The organism is Martelella mediterranea (assembly GCF_021021415.1).
Lineage (GTDB): Bacteria > Pseudomonadota > Alphaproteobacteria > Rhizobiales > Rhizobiaceae > Martelella > Martelella mediterranea_C.
Genome location: NZ_JAINWJ010000017.1, coordinates 19,596 through 34,482, shown reverse-complemented (window position 1 = coordinate 34,482; position 14,887 = coordinate 19,596). Strand labels below are relative to the sequence as shown.

Below are 14,887 nucleotides of genomic sequence, written 5' to 3'. Positions count from 1 at the left end.
TATGCAAACCAGTTTCTCATCCGCCCAGCTTGCCGATCCGAAGGTCGCGGAAGCCGAATCAATCCTGCGCAAATGCGTTCATTGCGGCTTCTGCACCGCCACCTGTCCGACCTATGTCACGCTCGGCAACGAGCTCGACAGTCCGCGCGGGCGGATCTACCTGATCAAGGACATGCTGGAAAACGACCGGCCGGCGGACAGGGAAACCGTCACCCATATCGATCGCTGTCTCTCCTGCCTTTCCTGCGTGACCACCTGCCCCTCGGGCGTCGATTACATGCATCTGGTCGATCATGCGCGGGTGCATATCGAAAAGACCTACAAGCGCCCCCCGATCAACCGGTTTACCCGTGCGGTGCTGGCCGCCGTGCTGCCATATCCCGGACGGTTTAGGGCCGCGCTCCGGCTCGCGCGTCTCGGCCGTCCGTTCGCCGGGCTTTTCTCCGGACGCGAGGCGCTGAAGCCGTTCGAGGCGATGCTGAAGCTTGCGCCGAAGCGCCTGCCCGCTCCCTCGACGATTTCCAAACCCGCGTCGCACGCGCCCGAGAGCGAAAAGCGCGGCCGAGTGGCGCTGCTGACGGGCTGCGCCCAGTCCGTGCTCGATCCCGGCATCAACGAGGCGACCGTCCGGCTCCTGACACGGCTCGGCATCGAGGTGGTGGTGCCGAAGGGCGAAGGCTGTTGCGGCGCGCTGGTCCATCATATGGGCCGCGAGGAGCAGGCGCTTGCCGAGGCCCGGCGCAATGTCGATGTCTGGACGCGGGAAATCGAGGCCGGCGGGCTGGACGCCGTGATCATCACCGCGTCGGGCTGCGGCACGACGATCAAGGATTACGGCCATATGCTGGCGCAGGACCCGGCCTATGCCGAAAAGGCCGCCCGCGTTTCGGCGCTCGCGAAGGACATCACCGAATATCTGGCAGGGCTCGCGCTCGGCGACCAGCCGAAAAAGGGCGTCACCGTCGCCTATCACTCGGCCTGTTCCATGCAGCACGGCCAGCAGATCAAGGCCGCGCCGAAACTGCTGCTGGAGGCAGCGGGCTTTGCCGTCGCCGAACCGGCCGAGGGGCATCTGTGCTGCGGCTCGGCCGGCACCTACAACATCATGCAGCCGGAGATCTCGGCAAAGCTGAAGGCACGCAAGGTCAAGAATATCGAGGCGCTGAAGCCGGATATCATCGCCACCGGCAATATCGGCTGCATCACCCAGATCGCCAGCGGCACGAAGACTCCGATCCTGCACACCGTCGAATTGCTCGACTGGGCCTATGGCGGGCCGAAGCCGGCGAAGCTCGCCGGCTGATCCTTCACATTCAGCGCATTAAAGCCGCGCCAGCCGCTCCGTCAGAAGCGCGAAGAAGCCGTCGGCATCGGCCTTGCCGATGACCAGCGCATTGGGCTTGCGGTCGGTGACGCGCCACCAGTCGATGACGGTCGCGCCCAAGGTCAGCGGCGATTGCGTCTCGATCTCGACATTGCAGTGGCGTCCGGAGAAAAGCTCCGGGCGGATGAGATAGGCCGTCACCGCCGGGTCATGTAGCGGCCCGCCGTCGGAGCCGTATTTCTCGACATCGAAGCGCTCGTAGAAACGCAGCATCGCGGCCATCGCCTTCGCCGCCGGACGCCCGATCGCATCGATGCGATCGACCCGCTCCTTGAGGCAGAGCAGTTGATGGGTGACGTCGAGCGGCATCATCACGATCGGAATGCCGGAACGGAAAACGATATCGGCGGCTTCCGGGTCGACATAGATGTTGAATTCGGCGGACGGCGTGATGTTGCCGCCCTCGAAATAGCCGCCGCCCATCATCACGATTTCCTGGACGCGGTCCACGATATCCGGCGCTTTCTCAAACGCCGTCGCGACATTGGTAAGCGCGCCGAGCGTGCAGAGCGTAACGGTCTTTTCAGGCTCTGTGCGCAGCGTCTCGATGATGAAATCGACGGCGTGCTGCGCCTGGAGCGGCATTCTCGGCTCGTCGAGCTCCGTGCCATCGAGCCCGGTCGAACCGTGCACATGTTCCGCCGTGACCAGCGGACGGCGCATCGGCTTGTCGCAGCCGGCGAAGACCCTGATATCCGGGCGCCCGGAAAGCTCGCAGACGATGCGGGCATTGCGCTCGGTTCTGGCGAGCGGCACATTGCCGGCCACCGCCGTGATGCCGAGCACCTCGATCTCCTCGGGGCTTGCGAGCGCCAGCATGATGGCAGCCGCGTCGTCCTGGCCGGGATCGGTATCGATTATGATTTTCCGTGGGCTCATTATATAAATCCGAATTGAACAGGCAGGCGCTGTGAATGGACACTCGTTCGCGGATTGTCAAGGCGAACCGCGCTTGGCAAACTGCAAGGCAAAAGACGGAAACGACCATGCCCAGAATTGACCTGAGATTCGACCCACGGTTCGCCGAAAGGCAGGACGGCCCGAACACGGTAAAAGGCGCATCCGGCTACCCGCCCTTCGATGTCGCCTGGTTTCCCGGCGGGGCGGAACCCGGCTTTCTGCGCCTGACGCTCGCCGTTGCCGGTTTCGCCGCGAGCGAGCTCGACGTCGTGATCGAGGGCTCGGTGCTCATCGTCAGCGGCAAGGCGGAGGAGCGCGATGAGGGCGAATATCTGTTTCGCGGCATCGCCGGCCGCCAGTTCCGCCGCCAATTCGCGCTCGCCGATGGCATGGAGGTGATCCGCGCAAGCCTGGAGCGCGGATTATTATCGATCGACCTCGCGCAACATCCTCAGGAGGTACGAAAAATTAAGATTTCCGTTTCACAATAGGCTTGGAAAAACAACGGGCTCCCGACCTTTCCGGACGGTTTGCCTGAATGTCTCAGGTCTTTTGCAGGAAATGGCTTCATGAAAATCCCGGGTGCGGAACAATCCCTCGAAAGTCTCGCAGAATTCGGCACGGGGCATCTCGGCTATTTTCGAGAGTTCGAGCGAACCGAGGCGTTGCGCCATTTCCCCGATGCGGCCAATCTCAAGACCGCGGACAAGCTCTGGGCCCTTTTCAGCGCGGACGGCGCGCTGCTGCTTCTGACCGAAAACCGCACCAGCGTGTTCTTCAAGGCGATGGAAGACGACCTGAAGACGGTCACGCTGCACTGAAGCACGATACCGTGCTTAACGCCTGACAAACGTCAGATAGGCGCTGCCGCGCCCTTCCCGCTTCGCCTTATCCTCATAGCGCGTTCCCGGCCAGTTGTCGTAGGGCGTCAGCCAATCGGCAGCCCCGCGCGCCTGCCATTCAAAACCGCCATGCCTTCGGCAATGCAGCAGCGTCCAGTTGATGTAGCTGTCGATATCCGATGCAAAGCAGAACGTCGCGCCCGGCTTCAGCACCCGGTGGAACCGCTCGAGATTCGGCTGCGAGACGAAGCGGCGCTTCCAGTGCTTTTTCTTCGGCCACGGGTCCGGATAGAGCAGGTCGATCTGGTCGATCGAGGCATCCGGCAGCCAGTCCAGAATATCGACGGCGTCGTCATCGTAGAGCCTGAGATTGCCGGGCGTGCGCTCCTCGACCCGCCCCAGCAGCTTGGCCATGGAATTGACGAAGGGCTCGACGCCGATGAAGCCGGTTGCCGGGTTTTCCTCGACGCGGTGGAACAGATGCTCCCCGCCGCCAAAGCCGATCTCGAGCCGCACCCGCTCCACCGGCACCGCGAAAGCCTCGCGGAGGTCGGCGGGCGCAGGTTGGCATGGATCGATGGCGAGCGTGGGCAAAAGCTCAGCGAGGTTGCGCGCCTGTCGATCGCGCAGCGGCTTGCCCTTGCGGCGGCCGAAAAACGCCCGCCCGGTTACATTCTGATTGTCGCCGGTCACCTTACGCAATCAGCCTTTCAAAGCCAGTTTCAGCGGCTTCACCAGATCGAGCCGTTCCCAGGAGAACGACCCGTCGCGCCCGGCCTTGCGGCCGAAATGGCCGTAGGCGGCGGTCTTGGCATAGATCGGCTTGTTGAGATCGAGATGGCGACGAATGCCGGAGGGCGACAGATCCATCACGGCGCGGATCGCCTTTTCGACCTCTTCCTCGGTCACCTTGCCGGTTCCGTGCAGATCGACATAGACGGCCAGCGGCTGGGCGACGCCGATCGCATAGGCAAGCTGGATCGTGCATTTTTCGGCGAGATTGGCCGCGACCACATTCTTGGCCAGATAGCGCGCGGCATAGGCCGCCGAGCGGTCGACCTTGGTGGTGTCCTTGCCCGAAAACGCGCCGCCGCCATGGGGCGCGGCACCGCCATAGGTATCGACGATGATCTTGCGGCCGGTAAGCCCGGCGTCGCCATCCGGCCCGCCAATGACGAACTTGCCGGTCGGGTTGATGTACCACACGCAATCATCGGCAATCGGCAGTTCGCCGAGCGCTTCGCGGATATAGGGCTCAACCACGCTGCGGACCTTGTGCGAATCCCAGCTTTCGTCGAAATGCTGGGTCGACAGCACGATCGAGGTCACGGCCGCGGGCTTGCCGTCCTTGTAATGCACGGTGACCTGGCTCTTGGCGTCGGGCCCGAGCTTTGCGACGTCGCCGTCGCCGCCCTTGCGGGCTTCCGAAAGCGTCTGGAGAATACGGTGGGCGTAGTAGATCGGCGCCGGCATCAGTTCCGGGGTTTCGCGGCAGGCGAAGCCGAACATGATGCCCTGGTCGCCGGCACCCTCGTCGCCCTGCCGGTCGGCGGCACTGTCGACGCCCTGGGCGATATGGGCGGACTGGGCATGCAGCAGCACATCGATGCGCGCGGTCTTCCAGTGGAAACCGTCCTGCTCGTAGCCGATATTGCGGATGGCGCGGCGCGCGGCAGACTTGAACCGCGAGGGATTGACGATCTCGTTGCCGTTCTTGTCCAGCTTCATCAGGCTCGGCGGCAGACGGACCTCACCGGCGATGACGACGCGGTTCGTGGTGGCCAGCGTTTCGCAGGCGACGCGCACCGACCAGGGATCGACGCCGGTCTTCACGGCCTCGCGATAGACGAGGTCGACAATTTCGTCGGAAATTCTGTCGCAGACCTTGTCCGGATGGCCTTCTGAAACGGATTCGGAAGTGAAAAGATAGTTGGCGCGCATCGGGATTCCCCACATAGAAATTGGCCCGATTTTGATAAACGCTTCGCGTGGCTATGACAAGCGCACAACGATATCAGTATATCTTTATGTCCTCAAAGCCAGGTGGATTTTGACGCATGCCTTGACCCGAGGAGAGCAGAGCGCTCTCCCCCACAATGCGTCAAAATCAGCCCGTCACCTCATTCCGCTTCAGCCGCCAGCGACTTGACCAAGTCCACAAGCCTGCGCCGCACTTTGGCGTCGTTGATCTTCACAAAGGCCCGGTTCAGCTGCAGCCCTTCCGAAGACGAGAGGAAATCGACCACATAGCTCGAGCTCGAAGCCTCCGCCATTCCCGCAGCGCCAACGCCCTGTTCGCCGGGTGCGTCCTCGAAAAAGAATGAGACTGGAACGTTGAGGATGGTCGAAATGTTCTGTAGTCGGCTGGCGCCAACGCGATTGGTGCCCTTTTCGTATTTCTGAATCTGCTGAAAGGTGATGCCAAGGCTCTCGCCGAGTTTCTCCTGGCTCATTCCTAACATTGTCCGGCGCAACCTGATCCGACTCCCGACGTGCACGTCAATGGGGTTCGGCTTCTTCTTGTTTTCTGTCATTGTTCGTCCTGTTTTTTTAACCTGACATAAGGGCCCAGTCACTGTGCCGGAGAGTTATGCAACCCGTCGATTAAGCGACTAAAAAGCCATAGTTGAGTGCCAAGTGCGGTCACTATGCAATTTTGGAGTAAAGCGGTCAATTCTGCGCGAAATATAAAACCATGAGATGAGTAAAGATTTGCTAATTCAGCAAATAGTGTGGCAATTTAAGGACACGCGAGACGGCGCATATCTCTCAATTTCCTAACGTAAGCTGACCCTACCATCGAGTACGCCACGCCGGTCAAATGGCAGCCGGTCGATGATGCGACCGTATGGGTCAACGATCGCCGTAACGCCGTTTTCGCCAACGCGTATCAACGGCTTGCCGGCCTCGACCGCCCGCAATCTCGCCTGGGCGAAGTGCTGGAAGGGCCCGGGCGTCCGCCCGAACCAGGCATCATAGGTAACGTTTACCAGCGCTGACGCACCGGCCGCCTGCCCCTCCACCAGCCGCGGAAACACCGCCTCATAGCAGATGAGCGGGTAAAGCGCGGCGCCATCCGGGAGCAGCAGCATCTGGCGGTTATCAACAGGAACATAGCTGCCCGGCAGTGTCGTCAGCGCCTCGAGCCCGATCGCGCGGAAGAAGTCCTCGAACGGCAGATACTCGCCAAAGGGCACGAGATGGGTCTTGCCGGAAACTGAAACGGTTCTCCCGGCGTCATCCAGGACATAGACCGCGTTGTAGAATTCGGGCCAGCCATCGGGTTTGCGCCCGGCAAAGCTTGCCGCTCCAAACACAAGCGTCTGCCCCGGCTTCAGCATCTCGCCGATCGCCGTGCGGGCATCGGGCCGCGCTTCGATCGTGAAGGGAAGAACGCTTTCCGGCCAGATGATGATATCCGGGCTTTCGCCGGCATATCCGGCCGGATCGGAAGAAAGCTCCAGCAAAGTGGCGAACACCCTGTCGCGCCCTTCCTCCGTGCGCCAGTCGGCCTCTTCGAAAGCCGGCTGAACTAGCCGAAGCCCTACCTCGCGCCCGTCGGCAGGCTGCACGTTTGCGAGCCTATACCAGCCGTAGCCGATATCGACGGCCACAATAACGAGGGCAAGCGCCAATCCGATACGCCGACCGGATCGCGCGGCCAGAAGCGCGGGGCTTGCGAACACATAGACGGCAAAGCCGCCCATCACATAGAGCCCGGTCAACCGGATCGCCTGCATGAATAGCGGTGTCGGCATCGCGGTATAGGCGATCGCATTCCACGGAAAGCCGGTGGCGAGATGCCCGCGCAGCCACTCCGCCGCGACCATCGCCGCGCCGAGCGCGATCAGGCGCACCGGCCCGGGCCGCCAGACAATCGCGGCCAGCGCCCCCGCCAGTCCGTAAAACAGCGCAAGCCCGGCCGGAAAGCCAAGAACGGCGAGTGGCAGCGCCCAATACGCGCCATCCTTCCAGATCGCGACGCCAAGCCACCACAGGCCGAAAACGAAATAGCCAAAGCCGAACCACCAACCGACCCCGAAACCGGCCCTGAGGCGCGGCTTCAGCGCCTTGCCCGAAAGCGCGCCGTCCATGACCATGACCATGAGCGGCAGCGCGATGAACATCACGGGCGTAACACCGAAAGGCGCCAGCGCAAAGGTTGCGACCGCGCCGGCGGCAAACAGCATCCACCGCTGCGGCCAGCCCGTCAGATTTGCCAGATAGGCCGAAAGCCGTTGCAAAGGCGCAGTCCCTTCCGGCGGGTCAGCGCCGCCTATCGCTCGTCATGCGTTTCGCTGTCGATGTCCTCGTCATAGGAAGCATCATGCTCCTCATGCCGGGCGGCATCGCGGCTTTCATCCTGGCTCTCCGCGCGGGCGACGGAACGGCGGCGCGCCGGGCCGCGCTTGCGCAAAATCCTGACGCGGCGGATGCGGCGCGGATCGGCATCGAGAATATGAACCTCGAAGCCCGAAAGCTGGATCACCTCGCCGCGCGCCGGAATGCGGCCGATGGTCGAGAAGATCAGCCCGCCCAGCGTATCGACATCCTCGGCATGCTCGCCGATCTCGAAATCGGGACCGATCGCCTCGGCGATATCCTCAAGCTCGACGCGCGCGTCGGCGAGATAAACATCGTCGGAGACGCGGGTGAACATCGCTTCCTCGGAATCATGCTCGTCGTCGATCTCGCCGATCACCATCTCGACGATATCCTCATGCGATACCAGCCCGTCGGTCCCGCCATATTCATCGATCACCAGCGCCATCTGGGTGCGGCCCGCCTGCATGCGCTGCAACAGGTCGGAGGCAAGCATGGAGGGCGGCACGAACAGCACCGGCCGGATCAACCCGGCTTCGAGGATGGTTCTGTCGAGATTGACCTTGCCGAGATCGAAAGTGTTCTGGGCGGCCTTGGTCTGGCGCTCCGTCGGCTTGACCTCGCTTGCCTTCAGCGATCCGTTCTTGGCGGCCTCGCGGGCATTGGCCGGGCGACCGCGCCGGCGGCCGCGCGCCTGCTTGGAAAGATAGGCCAGCAGATCGCGGATATGGACCATGCCGCGCGGATCATCCAGCGTTTCGCAGAACACCGGCATGCGCGAATGGCCGCAATTTTCAAACACCAGCAGCAATTCCCCGATGGTCATCGACTGGTCCACCGCGTCGATATCGGCGCGCGGCACCATCACATCCTCGACCCGCACCTCGCGGAAGGACAGGATGTTGTTGAGCATCGCCCGCTCTTCGGGCGAGAAATCGTTGTCGCCGGAATTGTTGGGGGAGAGCGCATCCTCAAGGTCTTCGCGCAGGCGCGAGGAACCGTGCCCGTTGCGCTTGAAGTACAGGAGAAGGCCCTTGAGGGGCGAGGCTGACGATTTCTGAGTATTTCTGCCCGTCTCCGGACTGTTAGGCTCGTCGAGCTCGGATCCGTCGTCGGAATCCTGACCGCTGTCACCGAGCGGTACAATCTGTTGCTGGTTCATCGTTCCTTAGGCGTTAGAGAGGGTCGCTGCCCTGATAGGGATCAGATAGGCCAAGTGTGGCCAAAATGCGAGTCTCGAGACGCTCCATAACCTCCGCATCGTCGTTTTCGATATGATCATACCCCAAAAGATGCAGAAATCCATGCACCAGAAGATGGGTAAGGTGATCGTCGAAGCTCTTTTCGAGCTCCCCGGCCTCGCGCGCCACGGTTTCCCGGGCAATCACGATATCGCCGAGCATGGGCCCCGGCATCGCGCCGGGTGTCACCGGAAAGGCGGGGAAGGACAGCACATTGGTGGGCTTGTCCTTGTCGCGCCATTCCGCATTGATCTCCCGTATCGCCGCGTCGTCGGTGAACACCAGCGACAGTTCGGCAGGCTGGGCTGGAAACGGCTGCCCCTCCTCCTTTTCCAGAAAGAGCGCAGCAACCCGGATCACGTCGGAGGCCAGCGCTTCCAGTTGCGTTTCGTCGGGCCAGCCCTCAGCCTCCCGGCTCACCTGAAAATCGAATGCGGCCATATCAGCCGGCGCCGCCTTCATTCGCCTCAGGCGCGCGTCCCCGCCCCTCATAGGCGGCAACGATGCGGGCCACCAGCGGATGGCGGACCACGTCCTTGTCGGTAAAGCGCGTCGTCGAAACGCCTTCCACGCCCTGCAGCACATCGAGCGCTTCCACCAGCCCGGATCTGACGCCGCGCGGCAGGTCGACCTGGCTCGGATCGCCGGTGACGATCATGCGCGAATTCTCGCCAAGCCGGGTCAGGAACATCTTCATCTGCATCGAGGTCGTGTTCTGCGCCTCGTCGAGAATCACCGCCGCATTGGTCAGCGTGCGGCCGCGCATGAAGGCGAGCGGCGCGATCTCGATCACCCCCGCCGTCATCGCGCGTTCCACCCGGTCGCCGGGGATCATGTCGTAGAGCGCGTCATAAAGCGGACGGAGATAGGGATCGACCTTCTCCTTCATGTCCCCCGGCAGGAAGCCGAGCCGTTCGCCGGCCTCGACGGCGGGGCGCGACAGGATGATCTTCTCGATCGCGCCGCGCTCCAGGAGCTGGGCGGCATAGGCGACGGCGAGATAGGTCTTGCCGGTGCCCGCGGGGCCGACGCCGAACACCAGTTCGTTGCGCTCCATCGCCCGGATATAACCATCCTGGGCGGGGGTGCGGGCGGCAATCGACTTCTTGCGCGTCGAAATCTGCGACATCGAAAGCCGTGCCTTGCGCTCCAGCGTCGGCAGGGTCAACTGGTCGTCGGCCGCCCGCGCCATGCGGATCGCGCCCTCGACATCGGATTTTTCCAGCTGCGCGCCTTTTTGAAGCTGGGCGTAGAGATAATCCAGCGCGCGGCGCGCCTGATGGGTGGCGAGCGTCGGGCCACTCAGCGCCACGGAGTTGCCGCGCGCCACGGCATCGACGCCAAGCTCCTTCTCCAGCAATTTCAGATGCTCGTCAAACTGACCGAACAATTCACTGGCATAGCGATTGTTCTCAAAGGTGAGCACGAAGTGGCTGGCATCCGGGCCGGCCGGTTTTCCGTGCGATACAACCATTTCAGTAGCGGTCAAGCGGTTCTGCTCCTCGGTTCAACGCAAAGCGCTCCGCTGTCCGGGTTCAGGCCGGCAGCGTCCTCTTCGATACGATACATAGGGGATCGTTCAGTCAAAGACAGAAGGAAAACGGCAGAAATGTGAGTCTCTGTTCGCCAATCAAGCTTCATATAGGAAGGCTAATCGCGATTCTCGACTTTGTGAAGCGATTTGTATTTCGCCCCGACAAATTCATGGGACTGTCATCAATCAGGCAATCCGGACGCCGGCGAGGCTGTTGGTCGCCGCATCGGTGATGCGCACCCGCACCAGATCGCCGATTTCAGCCTCTCCCCCATCGATCACGACGGATTGCAGCCAAGGCGAACGGCCGATGAGCTGGCCGGAATTGCGGCCCGGCTTTTCCAGCAGGATATCCATCTCCAAGCCGACCCGCGATTGCGCGAATTCGAGCTGATGACGGGTGAGCATCGCCTGAAGCCGTTGCAGCCGGTCGGCCTTCTCGGCCTCCGGCACCTGATCGCCAAGCTCCGCGCCGGGCGTGCCGGGCCGGGGCGAATATTTGAACGAGAAGGCCTGGGCGTAGCGCACCTTTTCCACGAGCGCGAGCGTCGCCTGGAAATCCTCCTCCGTCTCGCCGGGAAAGCCGACGATGAAATCGCCAGACATCGCGATATCCGGGCGCGCGGCGCGGATGCGCTCGATAAGCGCCAGATACTCTTCCGCGGTATGACGGCGGTTCATCGCCTTCAGAATCTTGTCCGAGCCCGCCTGCACCGGTAGGTGTAGATAGGGCATCAGCTTCGGCAGGTCGCGATGGGCCTGCATCAGCCGCTCGTCCATGTCGCGCGGATGGCTGGTGGTGTAGCGCAGGCGCTCGATGCCGTCGATTTCGGCAAGATGAAACACCAGGTCGCCAAGGCCCCAATCCGCGCCGTCGGCGCTTTCGCCATGCCAGGCATTGACGTTCTGGCCGAGCAGCGTGATCTCGCGCACGCCGTTTTCGGCGAGCCGCCGCGCTTCATCGACGATCTGCTTCGTCGAGCGCGAGATTTCGGAGCCGCGGGTATAGGGCACCACGCAGAAGGTGCAGAACTTGTCGCAGCCTTCCTGAACGGTCAGGAACGCCGAAACATTCTTCGGGCGAACGCCGCGCTCCTTCTTCGGCAGATAGTCGAACTTGTCCTCGACCGCATATTCGGTATCGACCACCCGCTCGCCGGTCTTGGCCTTGCGCAGCGCCTCCGGCAGGCGGTGATAGGTTTGCGGGCCGATGACCACGTCGACATCCGGCGCGCGGCGGAGGATTTCCTCGCCCTCGGCCTGGGCAACGCAGCCCGCGACCCCGATCATCGTTTCGCGGCCCTGCTTCAGGCGTTCCGCCTTCAGGTCACGATAACGCCCGAGCGCGGAATAGACCTTTTCGGCGGCCTTTTCGCGAATGTGGCAGGTGTTGAGCAGGATGAGGTCCGCATCCTCGATCACCTCGGTCGGCTGGTAGCCGTCAGCCGCCAGCGCCTCGCCCATGCGCTCGCTGTCATAGACGTTCATCTGGCAGCCATAGGTCTTGATGAAGACCTTGCGCTGATTGTCGGCCGGAAGTGTTGTCTGTTCGCTCATGCCGGCCTTTTAACGCGCTTTGGCCGCGGAGAAAATGAAAAAAGAGAAAATGAAAAAAATGGTCAGCGTCCGCGCAGCCGCTCGGCAAGCAGCGTGCGCATGCGGGCCTCGACCTCGGCGGCCGCCTCCTTGCGCCGGGTCTCGGCGTCGAACACCACGGGCTCGCCGAAACAGACATCGACATCGAGCGCGCGCGCCTTGATGACGCCTGCCAGCGAAGGCAGCATTTCGACATCGCCGGGCCAGGCCACGATCGGGCGCAGGAACCGCCCCATCGGCAGCCCCCTGATACCGGTATAGGCAACCGCGACCGGCTGGACATGAACCTTGCCCGTGGGCGACAGCGGAACGGCGGAGGATGCCGCGCCGAACAGCGAATATTTGATCGGATAGATCCGGTTGCCGTCAGAGGTTGTGCCTTCGGGAAACAAAATGATGATCTCGCCGCCGGCAAGCCGCTCGGCGATAGACCCCACCTGCCGTCCCGTGCCGCGCTTGTCGGCGCGCTCGATGAACACCGAATTCTGCAACCGCGCGAACAGGCCGAAGATCGGCCAGGTCTTGACCTCCGACTTCGCGATGAAAGAGACCTCGGCAACCCGGCCCAGCACCACGATATCAAGCCAGGTCGTGTGGTTGGCGGATAAAAGCAGCGGGCGCTGCCGCTCGATCTCGCCATGGACATGAATGCGGATGCCGAGCACAAAACAGGCGACGACATGCCAGTAGCGCGGCAGCTTGCGCGCGATCTTCCAGCCGCGCCACAGCGCCACGATCTGCAATGGCGACAGGATAATGGTTGTCAGAAACAGAACGAGGGCGACATAGGCATAGCGCAGATAGATCATCGCGCCCCGCCTACTCGCCCCTGCCCTTGATCGGGACGCCGTAAAGCTCGAGCCGGTGATCGACGAGCTTCAGGCCGTATTCGCGGGCGATCCGCTCCTGCAAAGCCTCGATCTCGGGCGACTGGAACTCGATCACCGTTCCGCTCTTGAGGTCGATCAGGTGGTCGTGATGCTCCTCGGGCAGGGTCTCATAGCGCGAGCGGCCGTCGCGGAAATCATGGCGGGCGATGATGCCGGCATCGTCGAACAGCTTCAGCGTGCGGTAGACGGTCGAAATCGAGATCCGCGAATCAATCAGCGCAGCGCGGCGGTGCAGTTCCTCGACATCCGGGTGATCCTCCGCCTCCTGCAGAACGCGCGCCACGACCCGGCGCTGCTCGGTCATGCGCATGCCGCGTTCGGCGCAGATTTCCTCAAGCGTTTTGGTCAGATCGTTCATAGAGAGCGCACCGGCGGTTGAGGCCGGCAATGCCGACCGAGCGTCGTTCACGGTCTCGGGTTAGCCGAGTTCGCGCCGCATGACAAGCGCGGTGGTCCGCGTTCCGTCGTCGTGGGTGTAGTAGGCCTTTCGCCGACCGACCTCGATAAAGCCGAGCTTGCGATAGAGCGAAAGCGCAACGGCGTTTTCCGCCGAGACCTCGAGCAGCATGGCCTCAGCCCCCATCGCGCGCGCCTCCTGCATGGATGCCACCATCAAGCGCCAGCCGAGGCCGTTCCTGGAAAACTGCCGATCGACGCAGATCGTCAGGATTTCCGATTCGTCACCGATGCTGCGCGCCAGCACGAACCCGGCCGCCTCCGCCGCCCGACGGTTCGGCCGCGCGATATGGCCATAGACCGGGCTTTGCGCCAGAAGCTTGCGGAATTCGCCCGCGCTCCAGGACGGAGAGAACCGCTTGCGATGCAGATCGGCGGCAAGGGTGAGATGCTCCTCCTCGAGCGGGAAGAGATCGAAGTCAGTGTGGCGTTTCAGGAAGGAAGGCAGCATGCGGTGCCTCCTCACGCGCGGGCGACAGCGAAGCCGAGCTGCGGCTTGGCGTCGGGGGCCCGCAAGTAAAGCGGCGAGACGGGAGTGCCGGGGACGATGCTTGCGCCGAGAAGGGCGATTGTTTCGATCGTCACGCGATCTTCCGGCATCGGCTCCGCGAGACCGGCGACGATGGCGCCGGTTCCGGCAGGGACCGCCGCGTATTTCTGGGCAAGGTCGGTCAACTCATCATAAGCATGGGCGGCGGGCTGTGTCAGCGGTGTACCGTCGGCGTCGAACACCTGGGCAAAGGCCTCGCCGCGACGGGCATCGAGCGTCGCCAGCACGGCGCTCCCCGGCCGCGCGGCGCGGTGCTGGAAAGCGATGGCCGCAAGCGAGGACACGCCGACGCATTCGGCCTTCACCGCCAGCGCCAGAGCCCGCGCGGCAGCCACGCCGATGCGCACGCCGGTAAACGAACCAGGACCGATATTGACGGCGATGCGGTCGATATCCGCGGGCTTCCTGCCGGCCTCAGTGAGCGCCGCGTCGATCACGGCCATCATCCGCTCCGCATGGCCCTTGCCGATGGTCTCGACGCAGCGGCCGACGATCGAGCCCGGGGCGCAATCGTATACCGCGGCCGAGCAATCCGCCTGGGCCGTATCGAGCGCCAAGATCAGCATTGCAATCCTCAGACGGCTTCGACTTCCCGCACTTCGGGAACGAAATGATGCAGCAGGTTCTGGACGCCGTGCTTCAGCGTCGCCGTCGATGACGGGCAACCCGAGCAGGCCCCCTTCATGTTGAGAAACACCGTGCCCTCGCGATAACCGCGGAAGGTGATGTCGCCGCCATCCTGGGCAACGGCCGGGCGGACGCGGGTTTCCAGCAGCTCCTTAATGGTGGCGACAATGGTCTCGTCGCCTTCATCGAAGAATTCCTCGTCGCTGTCGGGATCGATCGCGGGCGAAGCGCCCTCGGCCATCACCGGCGCGCCGGACAGGAAATGCTCCATGATCGCGCCGAGGATCGCGGGCTTCAGGTGTTGCCACTCCGGCTCGCCCTTGGTCACGGCCACGAAATCATAGCCGAACATCACGCCTTCCACGCCCGGCACGGCGAAAAGCCGGGTCGCGAGCGGCGAGACGATGGCGTCATCGGCGCTGCGGAAATCGGCATTGCCGGCTTCCATGACAACGCGTCCGGGCAGGAATTTCAGGGTCGCGGGATTGGGCGTCGTTTCCGTCTGGATGAACATATCCATCTCCAAATCAGTTCGGGCGGCTGG

Annotated in this window: 17 protein-coding genes; 3 read left to right on the top strand and 14 right to left on the bottom strand. The window is 62.9% G+C overall.

The window, feature by feature from the left end; genetic code table 11:
* Position 1: 1 nt before the first annotated feature.
* Positions 2 to 1,303, top strand: a complete 1,302-nt coding sequence (glcF, locus tag K7H91_RS12710) for a glycolate oxidase subunit GlcF (protein ID WP_230720647.1) — start codon at positions 2 to 4, stop codon at positions 1,301 to 1,303.
* Between the two features lie 18 nt (positions 1,304 to 1,321).
* On the opposite strand, the gene K7H91_RS12705 is transcribed toward glcF, so the two are convergent.
* Entirely contained in the window at positions 1,322 to 2,266 is a 945-nt protein-coding gene (locus tag K7H91_RS12705; RefSeq protein WP_230720718.1) for a nucleoside hydrolase, read from the bottom strand.
* 104 nt (positions 2,267 to 2,370) lie between these two features.
* Here K7H91_RS12705 and K7H91_RS12700 point away from each other — a divergent pair, with 104 nt between their 5' ends.
* On the top strand, positions 2,371 to 2,775 hold the full coding sequence (locus tag K7H91_RS12700; protein WP_230720646.1) for an Hsp20 family protein: 405 nt from the start codon (positions 2,371 to 2,373) through the stop codon (positions 2,773 to 2,775).
* Positions 2,776 to 2,853: 78 nt separating this feature from the next.
* Positions 2,854 to 3,105, top strand: a complete 252-nt coding sequence (locus K7H91_RS12695; RefSeq protein WP_230720645.1) for a DUF1150 family protein — start codon at positions 2,854 to 2,856, stop codon at positions 3,103 to 3,105.
* A 15-nt stretch (positions 3,106 to 3,120) separates the two neighbouring features.
* Here the strand turns inward: K7H91_RS12695 and trmB are convergent, their stop codons facing one another.
* The 13 genes from trmB to K7H91_RS12630 all read right to left on the bottom strand — a co-directional run bounded on the left by trmB (position 3,121) and on the right by K7H91_RS12630 (position 14,857).
* Complete coding sequence (gene trmB / locus K7H91_RS12690; protein ID WP_230720644.1) at positions 3,121 to 3,828, bottom strand: tRNA (guanine(46)-N(7))-methyltransferase TrmB; 708 nt, start codon at positions 3,826 to 3,828, stop codon at positions 3,121 to 3,123.
* Complete coding sequence (gene metK, locus K7H91_RS12685; RefSeq protein WP_230720643.1) at positions 3,829 to 5,067, bottom strand: methionine adenosyltransferase; 1,239 nt, start codon at positions 5,065 to 5,067, stop codon at positions 3,829 to 3,831.
* Between the two features lie 179 nt (positions 5,068 to 5,246).
* Positions 5,247 to 5,660, bottom strand: coding sequence for a helix-turn-helix domain-containing protein (locus K7H91_RS12680; protein WP_230720642.1), 414 nt, complete (start codon positions 5,658 to 5,660; stop codon positions 5,247 to 5,249).
* A 243-nt stretch (positions 5,661 to 5,903) separates the two neighbouring features.
* Positions 5,904 to 7,370 carry an apolipoprotein N-acyltransferase gene (gene lnt / locus K7H91_RS12675; RefSeq protein ID WP_230720641.1) on the bottom strand — a complete coding sequence of 489 codons (1,467 nt, stop codon included), beginning with the start codon at positions 7,368 to 7,370 and terminating at the stop codon, positions 5,904 to 5,906.
* Between the two features lie 32 nt (positions 7,371 to 7,402).
* Positions 7,403 to 8,611 carry a hemolysin family protein gene (locus tag K7H91_RS12670; protein ID WP_230720640.1) on the bottom strand — a complete coding sequence of 403 codons (1,209 nt, stop codon included), beginning with the start codon at positions 8,609 to 8,611 and terminating at the stop codon, positions 7,403 to 7,405.
* A gap of 13 nt (positions 8,612 to 8,624) precedes the next feature.
* Positions 8,625 to 9,131: an rRNA maturation RNase YbeY gene (gene ybeY, locus K7H91_RS12665; RefSeq protein WP_230720639.1), complete on the bottom strand. Its 507-nt coding sequence runs from the start codon at positions 9,129 to 9,131 to the stop codon at positions 8,625 to 8,627.
* Position 9,132: 1 nt separating this feature from the next.
* Positions 9,133 to 10,164: a PhoH family protein gene (locus K7H91_RS12660; protein WP_230720717.1), complete on the bottom strand. Its 1,032-nt coding sequence runs from the start codon at positions 10,162 to 10,164 to the stop codon at positions 9,133 to 9,135.
* A gap of 246 nt (positions 10,165 to 10,410) precedes the next feature.
* Entirely contained in the window at positions 10,411 to 11,781 is a 1,371-nt protein-coding gene (miaB, locus tag K7H91_RS12655; protein WP_230720638.1) for a tRNA (N6-isopentenyl adenosine(37)-C2)-methylthiotransferase MiaB, read from the bottom strand.
* A gap of 62 nt (positions 11,782 to 11,843) precedes the next feature.
* Positions 11,844 to 12,629, bottom strand: coding sequence for a lysophospholipid acyltransferase family protein (locus K7H91_RS12650; protein ID WP_230720637.1), 786 nt, complete (start codon positions 12,627 to 12,629; stop codon positions 11,844 to 11,846).
* A 10-nt stretch (positions 12,630 to 12,639) separates the two neighbouring features.
* Positions 12,640 to 13,068 (bottom strand): Fur family transcriptional regulator, encoded by a 429-nt coding sequence (locus K7H91_RS12645; protein WP_026173597.1) that lies wholly within the window; start codon positions 13,066 to 13,068, stop codon positions 12,640 to 12,642.
* Positions 13,069 to 13,128: 60 nt separating this feature from the next.
* On the bottom strand, positions 13,129 to 13,617 hold the full coding sequence (locus K7H91_RS12640; RefSeq protein WP_230720636.1) for a GNAT family N-acetyltransferase: 489 nt from the start codon (positions 13,615 to 13,617) through the stop codon (positions 13,129 to 13,131).
* Positions 13,618 to 13,628: 11 nt separating this feature from the next.
* Positions 13,629 to 14,282 (bottom strand): tRNA (adenosine(37)-N6)-threonylcarbamoyltransferase complex dimerization subunit type 1 TsaB, encoded by a 654-nt coding sequence (tsaB, locus tag K7H91_RS12635; RefSeq protein WP_230720635.1) that lies wholly within the window; start codon positions 14,280 to 14,282, stop codon positions 13,629 to 13,631.
* 8 nt (positions 14,283 to 14,290) lie between these two features.
* Positions 14,291 to 14,857 (bottom strand): NifU family protein, encoded by a 567-nt coding sequence (locus K7H91_RS12630; protein ID WP_018065542.1) that lies wholly within the window; start codon positions 14,855 to 14,857, stop codon positions 14,291 to 14,293.
* Between the last annotated feature and the right edge of the window lie 30 nt (positions 14,858 to 14,887).